At 58.7% G+C, this 16,447-nt stretch carries 17 protein-coding genes; 7 read left to right on the forward strand and 10 right to left on the reverse strand.

The window, feature by feature from the left end:
• The first annotated feature begins 35 nt into the window (after positions 1 to 35).
• The 5 genes from CSING_RS04945 to CSING_RS04965 all read left to right on the forward strand — a co-directional run bounded on the left by CSING_RS04945 (position 36) and on the right by CSING_RS04965 (position 4,972).
• Positions 36 to 725: a LysR family transcriptional regulator substrate-binding protein gene (locus CSING_RS04945; protein ID WP_042530228.1), complete on the forward strand. Its 690-nt coding sequence runs from the start codon at positions 36 to 38 to the stop codon at positions 723 to 725.
• Positions 726 to 833: 108 nt separating this feature from the next.
• A complete protein-coding gene (locus tag CSING_RS04950) occupies positions 834 to 1,511 on the forward strand; it encodes an LGFP repeat-containing protein (RefSeq protein WP_042530230.1) in 678 nt (225 codons plus the stop codon).
• Positions 1,512 to 1,777: 266 nt separating this feature from the next.
• Positions 1,778 to 3,136, forward strand: coding sequence for a PhoH family protein (locus CSING_RS04955; protein WP_042530232.1), 1,359 nt, complete (start codon positions 1,778 to 1,780; stop codon positions 3,134 to 3,136).
• 72 nt (positions 3,137 to 3,208) lie between these two features.
• Positions 3,209 to 3,778, forward strand: a complete 570-nt coding sequence (locus CSING_RS04960) for a GNAT family N-acetyltransferase (protein ID WP_042533174.1) — start codon at positions 3,209 to 3,211, stop codon at positions 3,776 to 3,778.
• A gap of 57 nt (positions 3,779 to 3,835) precedes the next feature.
• Entirely contained in the window at positions 3,836 to 4,972 is a 1,137-nt protein-coding gene (locus CSING_RS04965; RefSeq protein ID WP_042530234.1) for a hypothetical protein, read from the forward strand.
• A 66-nt stretch (positions 4,973 to 5,038) separates the two neighbouring features.
• Here CSING_RS04965 and CSING_RS04970 read toward each other — a convergent pair whose 3' ends face one another.
• From CSING_RS04970 to glpX, 6 genes are all read right to left on the reverse strand, one after another.
• A complete protein-coding gene (locus CSING_RS04970) occupies positions 5,039 to 5,314 on the reverse strand; it encodes a hypothetical protein (protein WP_042530236.1) in 276 nt (91 codons plus the stop codon).
• A 21-nt stretch (positions 5,315 to 5,335) separates the two neighbouring features.
• A complete protein-coding gene (locus tag CSING_RS04975; RefSeq protein WP_042533176.1) occupies positions 5,336 to 6,865 on the reverse strand; it encodes an IS1634 family transposase in 1,530 nt (509 codons plus the stop codon).
• 128 nt (positions 6,866 to 6,993) lie between these two features.
• Entirely contained in the window at positions 6,994 to 8,565 is a 1,572-nt protein-coding gene (locus CSING_RS04980) for an MDR family MFS transporter (protein WP_042530238.1), read from the reverse strand.
• Entirely contained in the window at positions 8,559 to 9,170 is a 612-nt protein-coding gene (locus CSING_RS04985; RefSeq protein WP_186302131.1) for a TetR family transcriptional regulator, read from the reverse strand. The genes CSING_RS04980 and CSING_RS04985 overlap by 7 nt, the downstream gene beginning before the upstream one ends.
• A 180-nt stretch (positions 9,171 to 9,350) precedes the next feature.
• Complete coding sequence (locus CSING_RS04990; RefSeq protein WP_042530241.1) at positions 9,351 to 10,751, reverse strand: class II fumarate hydratase; 1,401 nt, start codon at positions 10,749 to 10,751, stop codon at positions 9,351 to 9,353.
• A gap of 98 nt (positions 10,752 to 10,849) precedes the next feature.
• On the reverse strand, positions 10,850 to 11,869 hold the full coding sequence (gene glpX / locus CSING_RS04995) for a class II fructose-bisphosphatase (protein ID WP_042530243.1): 1,020 nt from the start codon (positions 11,867 to 11,869) through the stop codon (positions 10,850 to 10,852).
• Between the two features lie 162 nt (positions 11,870 to 12,031).
• Here glpX and CSING_RS05000 point away from each other — a divergent pair, with 162 nt between their 5' ends.
• Positions 12,032 to 12,661, forward strand: coding sequence for a DUF4245 domain-containing protein (locus tag CSING_RS05000; protein WP_236684040.1), 630 nt, complete (start codon positions 12,032 to 12,034; stop codon positions 12,659 to 12,661).
• Here CSING_RS05000 and CSING_RS05005 read toward each other — a convergent pair.
• Genes CSING_RS05005 through xseA form a run of 3 tightly spaced genes read right to left on the reverse strand, consistent with a single transcriptional unit; the run spans position 12,651 to position 14,553 of the window.
• Positions 12,651 to 13,004 (reverse strand): hypothetical protein, encoded by a 354-nt coding sequence (locus CSING_RS05005; RefSeq protein ID WP_042530247.1) that lies wholly within the window; start codon positions 13,002 to 13,004, stop codon positions 12,651 to 12,653. The genes CSING_RS05000 and CSING_RS05005 overlap by 11 nt on opposite strands.
• Complete coding sequence (locus CSING_RS05010) at positions 13,005 to 13,259, reverse strand: exodeoxyribonuclease VII small subunit (protein ID WP_042530249.1); 255 nt, start codon at positions 13,257 to 13,259, stop codon at positions 13,005 to 13,007.
• A gap of 52 nt (positions 13,260 to 13,311) precedes the next feature.
• Positions 13,312 to 14,553 carry an exodeoxyribonuclease VII large subunit gene (xseA, locus tag CSING_RS05015; RefSeq protein ID WP_042530250.1) on the reverse strand — a complete coding sequence of 414 codons (1,242 nt, stop codon included), beginning with the start codon at positions 14,551 to 14,553 and terminating at the stop codon, positions 13,312 to 13,314.
• Between the two features lie 140 nt (positions 14,554 to 14,693).
• Here xseA and CSING_RS05020 point away from each other — a divergent pair, with 140 nt between their 5' ends.
• The gene (locus tag CSING_RS05020; protein WP_201773969.1) at positions 14,694 to 15,653 is read left to right on the forward strand and encodes a 4-hydroxy-3-methylbut-2-enyl diphosphate reductase; all 960 of its coding nucleotides are present in this window, start codon (positions 14,694 to 14,696) and stop codon (positions 15,651 to 15,653) included.
• A gap of 51 nt (positions 15,654 to 15,704) precedes the next feature.
• Here CSING_RS05020 and CSING_RS05025 read toward each other — a convergent pair whose 3' ends face one another.
• Positions 15,705 to 16,433 carry a DUF6542 domain-containing protein gene (locus CSING_RS05025; protein WP_236684041.1) on the reverse strand — a complete coding sequence of 243 codons (729 nt, stop codon included), beginning with the start codon at positions 16,431 to 16,433 and terminating at the stop codon, positions 15,705 to 15,707.
• Positions 16,434 to 16,447 lie beyond the last annotated feature (14 nt).

The raw sequence follows: 16,447 nt of genomic DNA on the forward strand, positions 1-16,447 counted from the left end.
GGTCACCACGGTAGCAGCACCGTAGGATGAGGTGCATGCTGCGCCTTGTCTTTTCCACTGGTACCGAACCTGGCAAATGGTTCCACCGCTACCGCGATTCGCACTCGCCAGAGTCTCTGGTGACGTTCGATGCGGATGATTCGATGGCGGCGTTGTTGGCAGGCGAGGCTGACCTGGCGCTGACTCGCTTACCGGACCCGCGCATTGATGACGGCTTCCATGTCGTGCGACTTTATGAGGAAGCGCTCGGCATTGCCGTGCCCAAGGACTCTGTCTATGCGGAGGTGGGGGAGGAGCTCACCGCGGAGGATATTGCCGACGAGATTCTTAATTACAAAATTGGGGCCGACGCGCTTGTCGACGTCCCCTCCGTCCGCACCGCCCTCCAGGTCGTCGCCGCTAATGTGGGTGTGGCCATTGCTCCCCGTCCGCTTCTCAAAGTGCTGAGCAAGAAACAAGTAGTAGCCCTTGGGTTTTCGGACTCCACCATTCCTCTGACTGAGATCGCGCTGGTCTGGCGCAAAGAAGATGACTGCGATGAGATTCAGGACTTCGTCGGCGTGGCCAAAGGGCGGACGCGGAATACGTCCCGCAATACCGCGCAGAAGCGCAGCGCACGAGACAAAGCTAAGGCCAAGCAGGCGCGCAGAAAGTCACAAGGAACGTCACATTCAAAACCGTTATCGAAACGATATAAGGGCTCTCATCAGCGCAAACGCCGTTAAGGTGTCCCTTTTGTTGTCAAATCACAGGGTCGCATAGTGGCCAAAAAAGATTTGGATATCTACGGTGGACTCCGTTCTCAACGAAAGTTACTGAGAAAGGAATAAACAATGAAGAAGATGACCCGTCGTTTCGCTGCTGGTTTCGCCGCTGCCACCCTGTCTCTGGGTGTTGTAGCCTGCTCCGATGCTGAGGATGCCGCTAAGGACGCTGGCGACGCTGCACAGTCTGCCGCTGCCGACGCTACCGATACTGCTGGTTCCGCAGTAAACGAGGCTAAGGACTCTGTCAACGGTTCCGACGAGGCTGAGGCTTCCGAGGGCGCTGAGGGCTCCGAGGACGCAGACGCTTCTGATTCTGCAGATTCCTCCGCTTCTGCTGATTCCTCCGACTCCGCAGACGCTTCCGAGTCCTCCGACTCCGAGGGCGGCATGGAAGGCGTCGAGACCGCCAACGGTGAGGTTCAGGTTGCTTCCGACTTTGCCAAGGCTATTAAGGACAAGGCTGCCGAGTGGGGCGACCCGGAGTCCATCGAGACCTCCGCTGAAGGCAACGTCGCTACCTTCGCTAAGGACAAGCTGCTCGCCTTCAGCGAGGAAGCTGGTGCACAGCCGGTTATCGGTAAGATTGCTGAGACCTGGGCTGCAGAGGGCGGCGTGGACAGCGAGATCGGGCTGCCGACTGGCCCGGAGAAGGCCGAGGGTAACGGCTGGATCCAGGAGTTCACCAACGGCACCATTTCCTGGATGAAGGGTGAGTCTGGCAAGTACGAGGCCACCATCAAGTAAATTCAGTAAGTAAGACTTTCCTCGTTCTTACTAGCTTTCCCCGGCGCCATGCCACCCACGTTGACTCGTGGGAAAGGTGTGGCGCCGGGGATTGTCGTTTCAATACTGTTCATCTTGCACCCATGTAATTTCAACCTTCGGCCTCTAGCTTGGGGAGTGTCCGGAGGCTCCCACAGGCTTTCTGGATAGTTCGAAAATCACCAGCTTCACAACGCCGTCCCAGGTCGATGAGTTGGGGCGGCGTCACAAGGGAGAACCCTGCCGTTATGACCAATCCTTCCGTCCTCACCGAGCAGCCGAACGAGGCCGCCGTGGCTACCAAGACCTACGTCATCGATACCTCCGTCCTTCTCTCCGATCCCTGGGCGTTGCGCAAGTTCGCCGAGCACGATGTGGTGCTGCCCATCGTTGTGATTTCTGAGTTGGAAGGAAAACGTCATCACCCAGAGCTTGGCTGGTTTGCCCGCCAAGCTCTTCGCTTTTTGGAGGATCTTCGCGGCACCTATGAGGCATTGGACCATCCAGTTCCGGTGAACGCGGAGGGCGGCACGCTGCGCGTGGAACTCAACCACCAGGATCAATCGCTGCTGCCGGCGGCTTTCCGCGGCCCTGAGGGGGACCACCGCATTCTGGCCTGCGCGCTCAACCTCCAGCATGAGGGCAAGGACACTGTCCTCGTGACCAAGGATGTGCCTCTGCGCGTGAAGGCCGGTGCGGTAGGCCTCCAGGCTGATGAATACCACGCCCAGGATGTCGTTCTCACCGGTTACACGGGTATGGCTACTATTCACACCGCCGCGGAAGTCATTGACGAGTTGTACAGCGAAGGCGAGGTGCTTATCGATGGCTCCGTGACCACCACAGGCACTCGCGTCGAGGATCTGCCTGTGCATTGTGGAGTCACACTTCAAGCCGGTGCGCAGTCAGCGCTTGGTCGTGTAACTCCGGAAGGCGCCGTGCGCCTTGTGCGTGGCGATGCCAACGTCTTTGGTCTCCAAGGCCGCTCAGCCGAGCAGCGCGTGGCACTAGAGCTGCTGCTAGATCCTTCCGTGGGCATCATGTCCATCGGTGGTCGCGCTGGTACTGGTAAATCCGCGCTGGCCCTCTGTGCAGGCCTCGAAGCCGTTCTTGAGCGCGGTGAGCACCGCCGTATCGTGGTCTTCCGTCCGATGTATGCGGTGGGTGGCCAGTCCCTGGGCTACCTTCCGGGGTCTGAGAGCGAAAAGATGAACCCGTGGGCACAGGCTGTGTATGACACGCTCGAAGGCCTTGTGTCCGAAAATGTCATGGATGAGGTGCAGGATCGCGGCCTGCTGGAGGTCCTCCCGCTTACCCACATTCGTGGGCGCAGCCTCCACGATTCTTTTGTCATCGTCGATGAAGCCCAGTCCCTTGAGCGCAACGTGCTGCTCACTGTTTTGTCCCGACTGGGGCGCGGCTCGCGTGTGGTGCTGACCCACGATGTGGCGCAACGCGACAATCTTCGCGTTGGCCGCCACGACGGCGTCCAAGCGGTTATTGAGAAGCTCAAGGGTCACGAATTGTTTGCTCACGTCACCCTGCAGCGTTCGGAGCGCTCGGCAATTGCGGAGCTCGTCACCGATCTGCTCGAAGGTGAGAATTAGCGCGTTCGCGCATGGCGATCGAGGTGACCTTAGCTTGGCAGAGATGACCCTAGGTCAGTAATAATTGTGATCATGAGCGAAAACGCGAACGACAAGAAGAAGGATTTCCGCATCCGCCCCTTCACTGCAGCGGACTACCCGCAGATGCGTGAGATCTACGAGCAGGGCCTCAACACCGGTCACGCCACTTACGAGACCCGATCGTTGACCTTCGAGGAATTTAAGAACGTCAAAATCATGCCGTCAGTCTTCGTTGCTGTTGAGGCGGATGATGACTCGAAGGTTCTTGGCTGGGTCTGTGCTGCACCAGCATCCTCCCGTACCGTGTTCCACGGTGTGGTCGAAGACTCCATTTATCTCAGCTCTGAGGCACAAGGCCGTGGCATCGGCGGCGCGCTGTTGGACCGTCTCATTGAGGTGTGCCGAGACCTGCACAAATGGGCCATCCATTCATGGATCTTCCCGGAGAATGCAGGGTCCGCAGGCCTCCACAAGTCCCGCGGATTCGTCAAGGTGGGCACCTACTCTCACATGGCGAAGATGACCTACGGTGAACTCGCTGGCCAGTGGCGTGATACCGATGTGTATGAGTTGCTCCTGCCGAAGCCGGAGGAGAAGAAGGCCAATACTTCCACCAACTAGGCATAGGTGCCGTTAGGGTAGAGGATGTATCTATTCTCTATCCTTCGTGGGTGAACCATGTCCTTCCGCACTTCTGTCCTTGCCCTTACTACCGCCGCAGCCGTGACGGCCGGTGCTTTCGCTGCACCCGTCGCCGCGGCTGCAACTTTTCCCTCTGCAGGCTCGGTTCCGGTAGCTGAGCTCGACGTAAACCATCCCGACGGTGCTCTTGCCTATGCCTTTGCTGATCCCGTCATGCAGTCTGAGATTGATCTGGTGACTCGCCAGATGCGTGAGCTCCGCGGTAAGGCATGGGATGCGAATCTTCCTTTCAATGGCGGTACGCTGCAGCAAGCAGCGCGTGCCAACGGGTTCAACACTCGTGAGGAATACGCGAATGGCATTGCATGGGATCGCGGTCTCGAGCATGCCGCGCTGCAGCGTGCTGCAGAGTGTAATTTCCTGTTTGACCACCAACGAGCCGTTGGCGCTAAAAAACCAGAAGTCCTGGACAGTTCTTATCCGGCCGAGAACCTGACCTCCGCGAAAATGGACGACGCAGTGTTCTCTTGGTCCACGCATCGAAATGAAGGCCCCAGTGAGTGGGAGAAGCTCGTTCGCGCAAACGGCGTGCGGTCAACGGGTAATGGGCACCTTCATTCCATTCTCAACCCTGAGCTCGTGTATTTTGCCCAAGCCGAGGTAGGGAAAGTCACGGCGGGCCTCTATTCGGATAAAGACACACCATTTGAACCAGAGCGCCTAGCGTCGGGCCGCCATGCGTTCCCTATCGCTGTGCCAGAGGACGCGGTGAGGAACCCTGATCTCATCACTACCGGTGGCACCAGCGTCGGCAGCACAGGCAGTTTGGGATTGAGTATCGATGGTTTCTGGGGAGCAAAGCTGGGGATCCCGGCGGCGTCGCCAAGCTCCAGTGATCCGGAGGTCCTCGATGTTAACGAAGACGGTACCTATGAGGCCAAGTCGGAGGGTACCGCAACCATCACGCTTAATACGTATGAACTGCGCAATGGACAGCCACAGGTGTCGGACAACCAGGTGACCAAGACGGTGACCGTGCGCAAGAAGTCCCTAGGCGGGGACTTGAGCTCCGGCGGCATGGATGCTGGAACCATTGTCGGCATCATTTCTGGTGTGCTCGCACTCATCGGTGTAGCGACCCAGGTGGCTCGTCAGCTGGGAATCCTGCGCTAACCCTCGACATGATAAATCCTCGCTACATGAAGGTGTAGCGAGGATTTCTTTGTAGGGAGGGACTCGTTAGGAGATGGTCTCCTTGAGGTGCTCCTCACGAACCGGAAGGATGAGCAGGAGGGCGACGATAGCCATCGGCACCATGAGCAGGATGACGGGGGTAAGGCCATCGTTGTAGGCGTTGAGGATGACATCCTTAATCGGGTCAGGAAGCTCTGCCACCATGGATGGTGTCAGGTTAGAGGAGCCTCCGCTAGCACCGAACTTCTCCGCAAACGGAGCTCCGGCCTTGCCCATGGAGGCAATAGCCCCTGGCATGTTGGCGGCCATCTCATCGCGCATGTTGTCCTGACTTAGGCCAATTTAGTGCGGAAGTTCGTGGCCGGTGATTGCTTGGATGGTGGCGGTGAGGTCGGGCGGGAGTGGTACGGCGGCGTGAATGGTTTCGTCACCAATGACGAGTTGAAAGCTGCGGTATTTCTTGAGTGTTCTCACGAGGCGTTTGATGGATTGACCACTGCGGGTCTCCATCAGGTGGGCCACGGCTAGTGCTGCCATCACAATATTGAGATGTGCTGTGATCGAGTCTTGTTTCCTGGCGTAGATTGGGCGTGCTTTCAGGTCTGATTTCGACATCCGAAACGATTTCTCAATGTTGAATAACCTGCGGTAATGCCCGATAACCTCCTGGGCGTCAAGAGCGGTCAGGTCGGTTTCATAGCCTTTAATTCCGGCTAGGGCTCGGTGTTTGGCAGCAAGAGCGTAGTTGACCTTCTTGTTCGGAGCGGAAAGATCGATATAGCGGTTACGCTTGATAGCGATATCGCCGTCAACAGCCCGTTTAGCTTTTGCGACTTGCTCTTTGATTCCGCGCAGGCTGCGCCTAGCCCGATCGTGGGAGTACTGGTAATGCGTCACCGTATTCGGGGTTGTGTGTTTGCGCCCATCGCTTGCCGAGGCTTGTGTCCAGATCTGGCCGTGGGTGTAGTCTTCACCGGGGTTTTCCCGCCGCCAGGTTTCGATCACCTCAGGCACGGTGGGGGTTTTCACCGACAAAATGTAGTGCAGACCTGCGTCAATGAGTGCTTGTTTGTTCGCCGCGGAGAACATCCCTGCATCAGCAACGACGGTGACTTCATCGAGTTGGTAGGCCTCTTGGAACCGTGTGATCATCGGCAGCATCGTGTGGGTTTCTGCCGAGTTGCCAGCAAACGCGCCCACATGCAGTGGAAACCCGGTGGCATCAGTAAGCAGCCCGACAAGGATTTGTGGCTCTACACGGCGTTCCTTGGAAAACCCGGGTTTGCGAAGCTCATCAGGAGTATCGGTTTCAAAGTACAAGGTGGTCACGTCGTACAAGATGAATGCGCCTGGTCCAATACCTGCATGATGAGCCAACGCTTGGGTTAGTATCTCTCCGAATGATTCGGTCGCGAAGGAGGAAAGACGCCTCTGGATGGTGCGGTAGCTTGCGCTGGTGATGCCAACCTCGGCAAGAGTCTCGATGGAATCCAGCTTTGAGCCGGGATGGATGATCCGGGCACGCACCAGATCGCGAAACACCGGATCATCACCGCTTGCTGCAGCAAGGCCTAACTCGTTGAAACACGCATCGATACAGTCCAGCAAGTAACCGGCCCGCTGACCGACTACCGGCAGCGGGTTGGAAACGCTGCCTGTTGCCGGTGGGATGTGTTTCACCTCGCCGAAGTCCATTGCGAGTTGGTCACCATCGACGATGCGTTGAGCTTCAGCTCTTAAAAGCGCAAGCTCAGACTCTGAATGTGCTGAGCCGATATGCTTCATCCTTTTCGCACCTTTGCGTTCAGAGAACACCACCTGCACCGCCGTCGCCCCAGAAGCGGTCTTGACGGTGCGAATATAAGGACTCACAAAAATCAGACTACTGAACACCCCCGGCACTACCCACTTAGTGCGGAAAAATTCCTCCCCACCGACGAAAACCAACAGGTAACAGTGTCAAGAGTGACTTTACTCACCCACCCATGACCTAAGTCAGGTTAGGAGATGGTCTCCTTGAGGTGCTCCTCACGAACCGGAAGGATGAGCAGGAGGGCGACGATAGCCATCGGCACCATGAGCAGGATGACGGGGGTAAGGCCATCGTTGTAGGCGTTGAGGATGACATCCTTAATCGGGTCAGGAAGCTCTGCCACCATGGATGGTGTCAGGTTAGAGGAGCCTCCGCTAGCACCGAACTTCTCCGCAAACGGAGCTCCGGCCTTGCCCATGGAGGCAATAGCCCCTGGCATGTTGGCGGCCATCTCATCGCGCATGTTGTGGATGAAAAGGGAACCCACCAGGGATGCACCAATGGCGGAACCAATCTGACGGAAGAAGTTGTTGGCCGCGGTCGCGGTGCCCACCAACGCAACGGGGAAGGAGTTCTGCACGATGAGGACAAGCACCTGCATGACAAAGCCCAAACCGATGCCGAAGACGAGGAACTCCGCGCCGAGTTGTACAAGGGAAGTATCGACGGTGAGCTTGGACATCCAGAACAGAGCGCCGGCGGTGATGGCGAGACCGATAATGGGGTAGTGCTTGTAGTGGCCGGTGCGGGCAATGATGAAACCGATGGCGGTTGACGTGACGATCAAGCCGAGCATCATCGGGATCATCATGAGACCAGCCTTGGTTGGGGTCAAGGTGTGGACCATCTGCAGATAGGTTGGCATATAACCCAGAACGCCGAACATTGCCAGGCCCAGGACCATGCCGGCGGCAGTGGTGAGGACCATGTTGCGGTTCTTGAATAGGTGAACCGGTATGAGCGGCTCCTTGGCCTTGCTCTCAACGATGAAGGAGATAACGGCACCTACGACGACGATGGCAGCAAGCACAAGGATGATCGGGTCCGACCACTCGTATTGGGTGCCGCCCCACGTGGTCATGAGGATGAGGGAGGCTGTGGTGATAGCGATGAAGGTCGCGCCGAGGGCATCAAATTTGCGCAGATCTGTATCGCCCACGCGAAGGTTGAGCACCAAGGTGCAGACCGTGATGGCGAGCAGGCCCAGCGGAATGTTCATCCACATGCCCCAACGCCAGCCTGGGCCGTCGGTGAACCAACCGCCCAAGACGGGGCCGAGAACAGAGGAAAGGCCGAACACGCCGCCCATAATGCCCATGAATTTGCCGCGCTCACGGGCCGAAGTGACCTCAGCAATGATGGACTGGGAGGAAATCATCATGAAACCAGCGCCAAAGCCCTGAACTGCGCGGCCAATGATGAGCAGATTCATGCTGTGCGCGAAGCCACCCAGAGTGGAACCGACAACGAACGTGGCGATACCGCCGATGTAGAGCCACTTGCGGCCCATCATGTCACCGAGCTTGCCGGAAATGGGCATAGCAATGGTCATGGTGACAAGGAAGGCAGAGATGACCCAGCTCATGTGGTCAACGCCGCCGAGCTCACCCACGATGGTGGGAAGCGCGGAGGAGAAGATCATCTGGCCCAAGGAGCTCATCAGCATGGTGAGCACGAGGGCGGAGAAAACGAGGGCAAGGTTGTTATCCGGCTTGCCGTTGTCGGCCTGAGTGGTCGACTCAGTCGCGGTATCTACCATGTCAGTCCTTTCGAATAATCGTTAATAAGTGTGAGTGCCGAATCAAAGCGTTGCTCAAAGGGAATAGCGCAGCTGAAATCAGGGGAGGAGGTGGCAATCCAGAAAGCCTCCCGAATGGCAGCAGCAATAAGGATGGCCTCCGTTTGAGGTGACACGGAGGGCATGCGCCGCAGGGAGGGTTCTTTCTCGAGTCTCTGGGAAAGAAGCTCAAGAATTTCGTTGGACTTTGCGCGTTTGCGGCTTAGCGACGCCGCTGCCGCGTCAGCGTCGCGGGAAATCCGGCGGCGTCGCTCAGCGATGTCATCTGAGGAATGTTGACCAATGAGATGTTCTTTAATGAGATCGACCGCCAGCTTGAAAACGCTGTCCGTAGGAGTCTCAAGGAAATAGCTTTTTTGGTCCTCCGAGAACTCCCGGCTTGGGTTGCCGAGGACGGCAGAATCTTTGGAATCGAAATAGTTGAAAAAGGTGCGCCGAGAAATACCGGCTGCCTCGCAAATCTCCTCAACAGTGACGTCGGCGAATCCACGCTCATCCACCAAGTGGGTGGCGGCGTCCTCGATTCGCAGGCGCGTCTTGAGGCGCTTCTGCTCGCGTAATGACATTTCTTCTTGCACAGAGTGCAACAGTACACTCAGTGCAAGTTTGCACCAAGTGCAAAGCCGGTGATTTTAGGAAAACGTCTGGAAGAATATGTCGCGGGTCACCACGCCGTTGAGGGTTGTGTAAAACGACGACACCGCCCTCCCGAAGGAGAGCGGTGGAGAGGCTTCTTAGCGTGAGCTTTAGAAGTCGTCGCGGTCGCGGTTGGTCATGGTGAGAACATTGAGGCGCTCGTCAAGCTCCTCCTCGGTGAGGTTCTCGCCATCGACGAAGCCGAGGTCGATGACAGCCTCGCGCACGGTGATCTTCTCATGCAGTGCGTGCTTGGCAGCCTTAGCAGCGTTCTCGTAGCCAATCTTAGAGTTCAGCGGGGTGACGATGGAGGTGGAGGACTCCGCGAACTTCTTCATGCGGTCCTCGTTAGCCTCAATGCCGTCGATGCACTTCTCAGCGAAGACGCGGGAGACGTTAGCCAGAAGGCGAGAGGACTCGAGGACGTTGCGGGCCATCATCGGGATGTAGACGTTGAGCTCGAACTGGCCATTGGAACCACCAAAAGCAACAGCTGCGTCGTTGCCGATAACCTGGCTGACCACCATGGTGGCGGCCTCACACAGGACTGGGTTGACCTTGCCCGGCATGATGGAGGAGCCCGGCTGCAGATCCTTGAGGTGAATCTCGGACAGACCGGTCAGCGGGCCGGAGCCCATGAGGCGGATGTCGTTGGCAATCTTGTTGAGGGAAACAGCGACGGTGCGCATAGCACCGGAGAACTCCACGAGGGCGTCGCGCGCAGCCTGCGCCTCGAAGTGGTTTTTCGCCTCAGAGAGCTCCTTGACGCCGGTGAGCTTCTTCAGCTCCTCGGTGACCTTGGCGCCGAAGTCCGCGGACGTGTTCAGGCCGGTGCCGGTGGCGGTGCCGCCGATGGCCAGCTCACCCAAACGCGGGAGGGTAGCCTCGATGCGCTCGATGCCAAGCTCGATCTGGCGGGCATAGCCGCCGAACTCCTGGCCCAGGGTGATCGGGGTGGCGTCCATGAGGTGGGTACGGCCGGACTTCACCACATCAGCGAACTCTTTGGCCTTCGCGACGAGGGACTCGTGCAGAACCTTGAGGCCCGGGATGAGGTCGTTGACAGCAGCTTCGGTGGCCGCCACATGAGTAGCGGTGGGGAAGGTGTCGTTGGAGGACTGGCCCATGTTGACGTGGTCATTCGGGTGAATCTCCACGCCATTGTTGTGGGCGATGGAGGCGATGACCTCGTTGGTGTTCATGTTGGAGGAGGTGCCGGAGCCGGTCTGGAAGACGTCGATCGGGAAAGCCTCATCGTGCTTGCCCTCTGCAATCTCGGTGGCGGCAGCAATGATGGCATCAGCCTTCTCGGCGTCCAGCTTGCCAGAGTCCTTGTTCACCTGTGCGCAGGCGGCCTTGAGCAGACCGAGGGCGCGGATCTGTGCGGACTCGAGACCACGGCCGGAGATCGGGAAGTTCTCTACTGCACGCTGGGTCTGGGCGCGCCACAGGGCGTCGACCGGAACCTTGACCTCGCCCATGGTGTCGTGCTCAATGCGGTATTCAGTCATGAAGTCACCTTTTCTGTGAAGTGTGCGTTGTTGATTGATTTATGTGTGCCGTAGCACGGCGCTGTTGGCCACCGTAGCACTGTTCTGTGGAAGGCGGATTAGCTTTCCTGATCGTGCGGGTTGGTGTAGTCCACCACGGAGTATTCCTGCAGCTTGGCCAGCTTGTGAATGGAATCCACGTAGCGGATGGTGCCGGACTTGGAGCGCATGACCAGGGAGCGGGTCGTCGCACCGTTCTTGCGGTAGGACACACCACGCAGCATGTCACCGTTGGTGACACCCGTAGCAGCGAAGTAGCAGTTCTCAGAAGAGACCAGATCGTTCGTCGTGAGCACGCGATCCAAATCATGGCCAGCCTTGCGAGCCTTCTCAGCTTCTTCCTCGTCCTTCGGCCACAGCTTGCCCTGAATCTCGCCTCCCATGCACTTCATGGCACAAGCGGTGATGATGCCCTCTGGGGTGCCGCCGATGCCCATCATGAGGTCGATGGAGTTGGTGTCCTGGCACGTGGCAATGGCGCCGGCTACGTCGCCGTCCATGATGAGGCGGACCTTGGCACCAGCCTGGCGGATCTCCTTGATGAGTTCATCGTGGCGCGGGCGGTCGAGCACAACGACGGTCAGGTCAGCTGGCTTGATGCCCTTTGCCTTGGCAACGGACTTTACGTTCCACTCGACGGGCTTGTTGATGTCGATGCAGCCGACACCATCTGGGCCCACGGCAATCTTCTCCATGTAGAAGACCGCAGAGGGGTCGTACATGGTTCCGCGCTCAGCAGCGGCGATGACGGAGATTGCGTTCGGGCGGCCCTCAGCCATGAGACGGGTGCCGTCCACCGGGTCGACGGCGATATCCATCTCAGCGCCGTCGCCGGTGCCGACCTCCTCGCCGTTGAAGAGCATTGGGGCTTCATCCTTCTCGCCCTCACCAATGACAACGACACCGTTCATCTCTACGGAGTTGATGAGCTTACGCATGGCATCCACCGCAGCGCCGTCGCCTTCATTCTTCTGTCCACGGCCCACCCAGCGGCCCGAGGCCAGTGCAGCGGCCTCGGTGACGCGCACCAGCTCCATCGCTAGGTTGCGGTCAGGGATATAAGACGTGTTGTCGGACATAAGTAAGTGGTCCCTTTCTTATCAGGTGGCTTGACCCGGGGTGGGAGAATTACCCGGAATACATCCTCTATTCTTCCACTTTTATGGTGGGCTTAAGCCCGAATGCCTCCCCCAGATGTGGGATCGGGGGTGAATGTGCGGGAAACTGCAGGTAGGTGGTCGATGTCGCGTTCGCAGGATGGGGCGTGCGATACTAGGCGGGTGGCTGCTGAAGAGAAACCAAAAATTTTCGAGGGCGCGCGTGACATTACCTTGACCGTTGGCGTCATTCTCATCATGATGTTCGTCGCGGTAGGTGCGACAGGACTGTGCTCCGTGAACCCTGAAAAATCGGGTCCGGTGCAGGACGTGGACGCCTCGACCTTCCTAGCGATGGAGGCGCGCAACACGGGAGCTGTCATTCGCGAACCTGTTCTGCCGGAAGGGTGGCAGCCTAACGCTGCGCGCCGCAAGCAGATGGGTTCTGAGGTTGGTTCCGTTGTGAGCTGGCTGACCCCGAATGATGGCTATGTTGAGTCCGCACAGACGCAGCTGGCGCTTGGCGATGTCCCCTCGGCTTACGATTCCAACTATCGTGCCAACTCCGAGAAGCGTGAGGTGGCAGGCCACGACGTTGAAATCCTCAGCAGTGATGATCGGGATGTCCGTCCACTGTGGATTACTGACTTGGGCGATGCCCGCCTCGTCCTTACTGGCTCTGCCTCTGACGCTGATTATGAAACGGCCCTGGTCGCCTTCGTAGAGGCTGAACCGCTCACAATTGGCGAAGACGGCAACGTCGTCAGCGAATAGTGACGCGCTGCAGCGTTCCGTCCCACTCCACATCGATGGCGTTGCCCGCCGCCTGCGCAAGGGATTCCTGGTCGAGTCCGCTTAGGCGGGTCTTGCCAAGGTAGACGTCCACCTTCTCGTGGACGGACTTGCTGGGGAAGAGGGTGATGTTGGTGAGCTTGTCTTCTACAAAACGCAGGACAATCGAGCCAGAGAAGTAGCTGATTTCCTCGCCCTCAGCGGTGTGCGGGGCACCGAAGAATTCTTCCGCGAGTTGGCGTGAATCCCCAAAGACCATGGAACCAGCTCCACCGGACTTGGAGACGAAGTCGACGCGGTCGCCCGGATAAGCATAGATCTTCATTTAGGCTTCAGCCTCCTCATTCTTGCGGAGGGCTTCCTCCACGCGTTTCGATGCGCCGTCGAGGTGCGCCTCACAAGCCTTGGCCAAAGCCTCACCGCGCTCCCAGTATTTGAGCGATTCGTCCAAACCCATCTGGCCTAATTCGAGAATCTTGACGGTTTCAATGAGTTCGTCGCGGGCTTGCTCGTAGCTGAGCTCCTCAACGGGTGGGAAAGCATCCTGGCCGGGCTGTCCGGCGCCAATGGTGTCAGTCATGAAAGGGATCCTATCTTTATGGGGTAAGTCAGCGTTTTAAAACCTATCGTGCTTAGTCCGCTGCGTGGGAGGACATCGCTGCGGCGGTAATGGAGCCATCGCCCACCCGGATGCGCAGCTGTGAACCAGGAGGTGATTGCTCGTAGCTGGTGACCACCTCAGGCCCGCTGCCGTCGCGCGGAACAACTTGCACGATGGCATAGCCACGCTCGAGTGTGGCTGAGGGGCCCAAGGCGGATACGCGGGCACGGAGCGACGAGACTTGGTTGCTCTCCCGATCGAGCTGGTGCGTGATGACGCGGCGGATCAGGGAGACATGGCGGTCAAGTTCCTCGCGGCGAGCGGTAATCGGCACCATCGGGTCCGCGAGTACCGGGCGAGAGCGGATATTTTCCAGGCCACGCCGCTCGCGCTCCACCCACCCGCGCAGAGCAGCAGCCATGCGAGAACGAGCCTCCGCAATGAGCGCATATTCCTCTGCAGCAGAAGGGACAACGCGCTTGGCGGCGTCAGTGGGAGTGGCGGCGCGGAGATCGGCAACGTCATCAAGCACCGGGTGATCCGGCTCGTGTCCGATGGCGGAGACCACCGGTGTGCGGGCCTCAGCCACAGCGCGTTGCAGGGCCTCCTCGGAGAAGGGAAGAAGATCCTCCACCGAACCACCTCCACGGGCGATGATGATGACGTCGACCTCCGGATCGGCGTCAAGGGTACGCAGAGCATCAACAACCTGAGTCACGGCCGTGGCGCCCTGCACGGCGGTGTTGATGACCTCGAATTGAACGGCCGGCCAGCGGTCCTGTGCGACGGACAGGACATCGCGCTCGGCGTGGGAACCACGTCCAGTAATGAGGCCAATCTTCTGAGGCAAATAGGGCAGCGGCAGCTTGCGGGAAGGATCACAAAGCCCCTCCTGGCGCAGGCGCTGGCGCAGCATCTCCACGCGTGCCAGCAGATCACCGATGCCGACGTGGCGGATCTCGGTGACCCAGAGGGAGAAGCTGCCACGGCCAGCGTAAAAGGCTGGCTTGCCATAGACCACGACGCGGTCGCCGTCCTTGAGCGGGGAGGGCGCATTCCGAATGAGCGACGTATTGCAGGTCAACTGCACGGACTTCTCCTGCTCCACATCGCGCAGGGTGATATACGACAGCTTCCATGATGGCTTCATATTGAGCTGCGTAATCTGGCCTTCGACCCACAGGAAGCCGAGACGCTCAATCCAGCCTTTGACTTGGTCATTGACCTTGCCAACGGGCCACGGTGCCTCCGCGGAATTAGCCGGTTGGTTCACGCGTAGTCCTTTCTTCGTGCTGTGTTCTGCGTCCAGTCTAGGAGGTTGCTCGGACATGCACCCTCAGCGGGCGAGGAAGGCGAGTCAGCAGCTTAAACGGTAACTACAGTATGCGGCGGTTATTCGATACTCTGGGAGCCATGACTGAAACTGCCAAGAAGGTGCTCCTGGCGGCTCCGCGCGGCTACTGTGCCGGCGTGGACCGTGCTGTTGAGACAGTAGAAAAGGCGCTGGAGAAGTACGGCGCACCCATCTATGTGCGCAAGCAGATTGTGCACAACCGCTTCGTCGTGGAATCGCTAGCCAAACGTGGCGTCATCTTTGTCGAAGAAGCCTCCGAAGCTCCTGAGGGCGCACACCTGGTTTTCTCCGCACACGGCATTGCTCCGAGCGTGCGCAAGGAAGCACAAGAGCGCAAGCAGCTCACTCTCGATGCCACGTGCCCGCTGGTGACGAAGGTGCACAAGGAAGCACAGCGTTTCGAGCGTGATGGCTACCAGATTTTGCTCGTTGGTCACGAGGGCCACGAGGAAGTGGAGGGCACCGCCGGTGAGGCTCCGGAGGTGACGCACCTCGTGGATGGTCTGGAGGGCGTCGACAAGCTGCCGGACTCCCTGCAGAATGAGAAGCTTATCTGGCTCTCTCAGACCACGCTGTCGGTGGATGAGACCATCGAGATTGTGAACAAGCTGCGTGAGCGCTTCCCACACCTGGAAAACCCGCCGTCAGATGATATTTGCTACGCCACCCAGAACCGTCAGGAGTCGGTCAAAGCTATCGCCCCGAAGTGTGACCTGATGATTGTTGTGGGCTCCCAGAACTCCTCGAACTCGAAGCGCCTCGTAGAAGTAGCACTGGAGGCAGGCTCCACGGCGTCGTACCTCGTTGACTTTGCCTCGGAGATTGATGAGGCCTGGCTGGAGGGAGTTTCGACCGTTGGAGTGACCTGTGGTGCCTCGGTACCGGAGCTTCTCGTGCGCGAGGTACTCGAGTTCCTTGATGCGCGCGGCTATAGCGATGTGGAACAGGTAACGACTTCCACGGAGACCATTACTTTCTCCTTGCCGCGTGACCTGCGCCCGGCTCGTACTGAGCGCTAGAACCTAGGGCACCTCGACCGCCTAGAAATCCTGGAGACCCGGAGCACTGCGCTAGTCCTCGTAGAGGTTCTCCTCGAGCTTCTGCTGAGGACGCGGCGCACGCTGCCTGTTTTCAGCAGACCTGGCGGCGGCTCGGCGGAACTCCTCACGTTCGTCTGCGTCAGGAGCAGCCTGACGGCGCCTTTCGCGTTCTTCTTCTTGTAGGCGGCGGCGCTCCCCGCGATCGCGCTCACGAACCCGGCGGGGCGAGGTGTTCTCACGCGCGACGAGCTCAGCCACAGAGAGGCGTTCGGAACGGTTGCGCTCATCAGCAGCAACCTCCGCGCGACGCTTCTTGAGGGCCTTGGCCTCTTGGCTCTTAGCATGATTATTGCTGCGCCACACGCGAAGTACCGCCAGCAATGCGCACGCCAAAACTGTCACGATGAGGACAGGGAAGTGCTGGATAAGGGGGAAAGCCGAAGTGAGCAGCGCCGTCTTACTAAACGGCGAGGCGCCTTCTGGCAGCGCAGAAGCGGAGTTGATAAATCCGGCCCCCACTGCGCCGACTGCGTACAGCAAGGGCAAAGTAATCACGGTCATGTACAAGCCACGGGTTTCCACGAGCCAAGTCACGGCGAGGGAACCCAAGCCAAAAATCAGCGCGAAAGCCAGTCCGACACGCCCGAGCACACCAGACACGGCCATGGCCACGAGCGCCACGAGGAGCGCAACAAGAAGTGCTCGGGTGAGCGGCATTCCGCGACGGGGTGGGCGGCGACGATTTTTGGCAACTGACACGCCGTGAGAGTTTA

Source organism: Corynebacterium singulare (assembly GCF_000833575.1).
GTDB lineage: Bacteria > Actinomycetota > Actinomycetes > Mycobacteriales > Mycobacteriaceae > Corynebacterium > Corynebacterium singulare.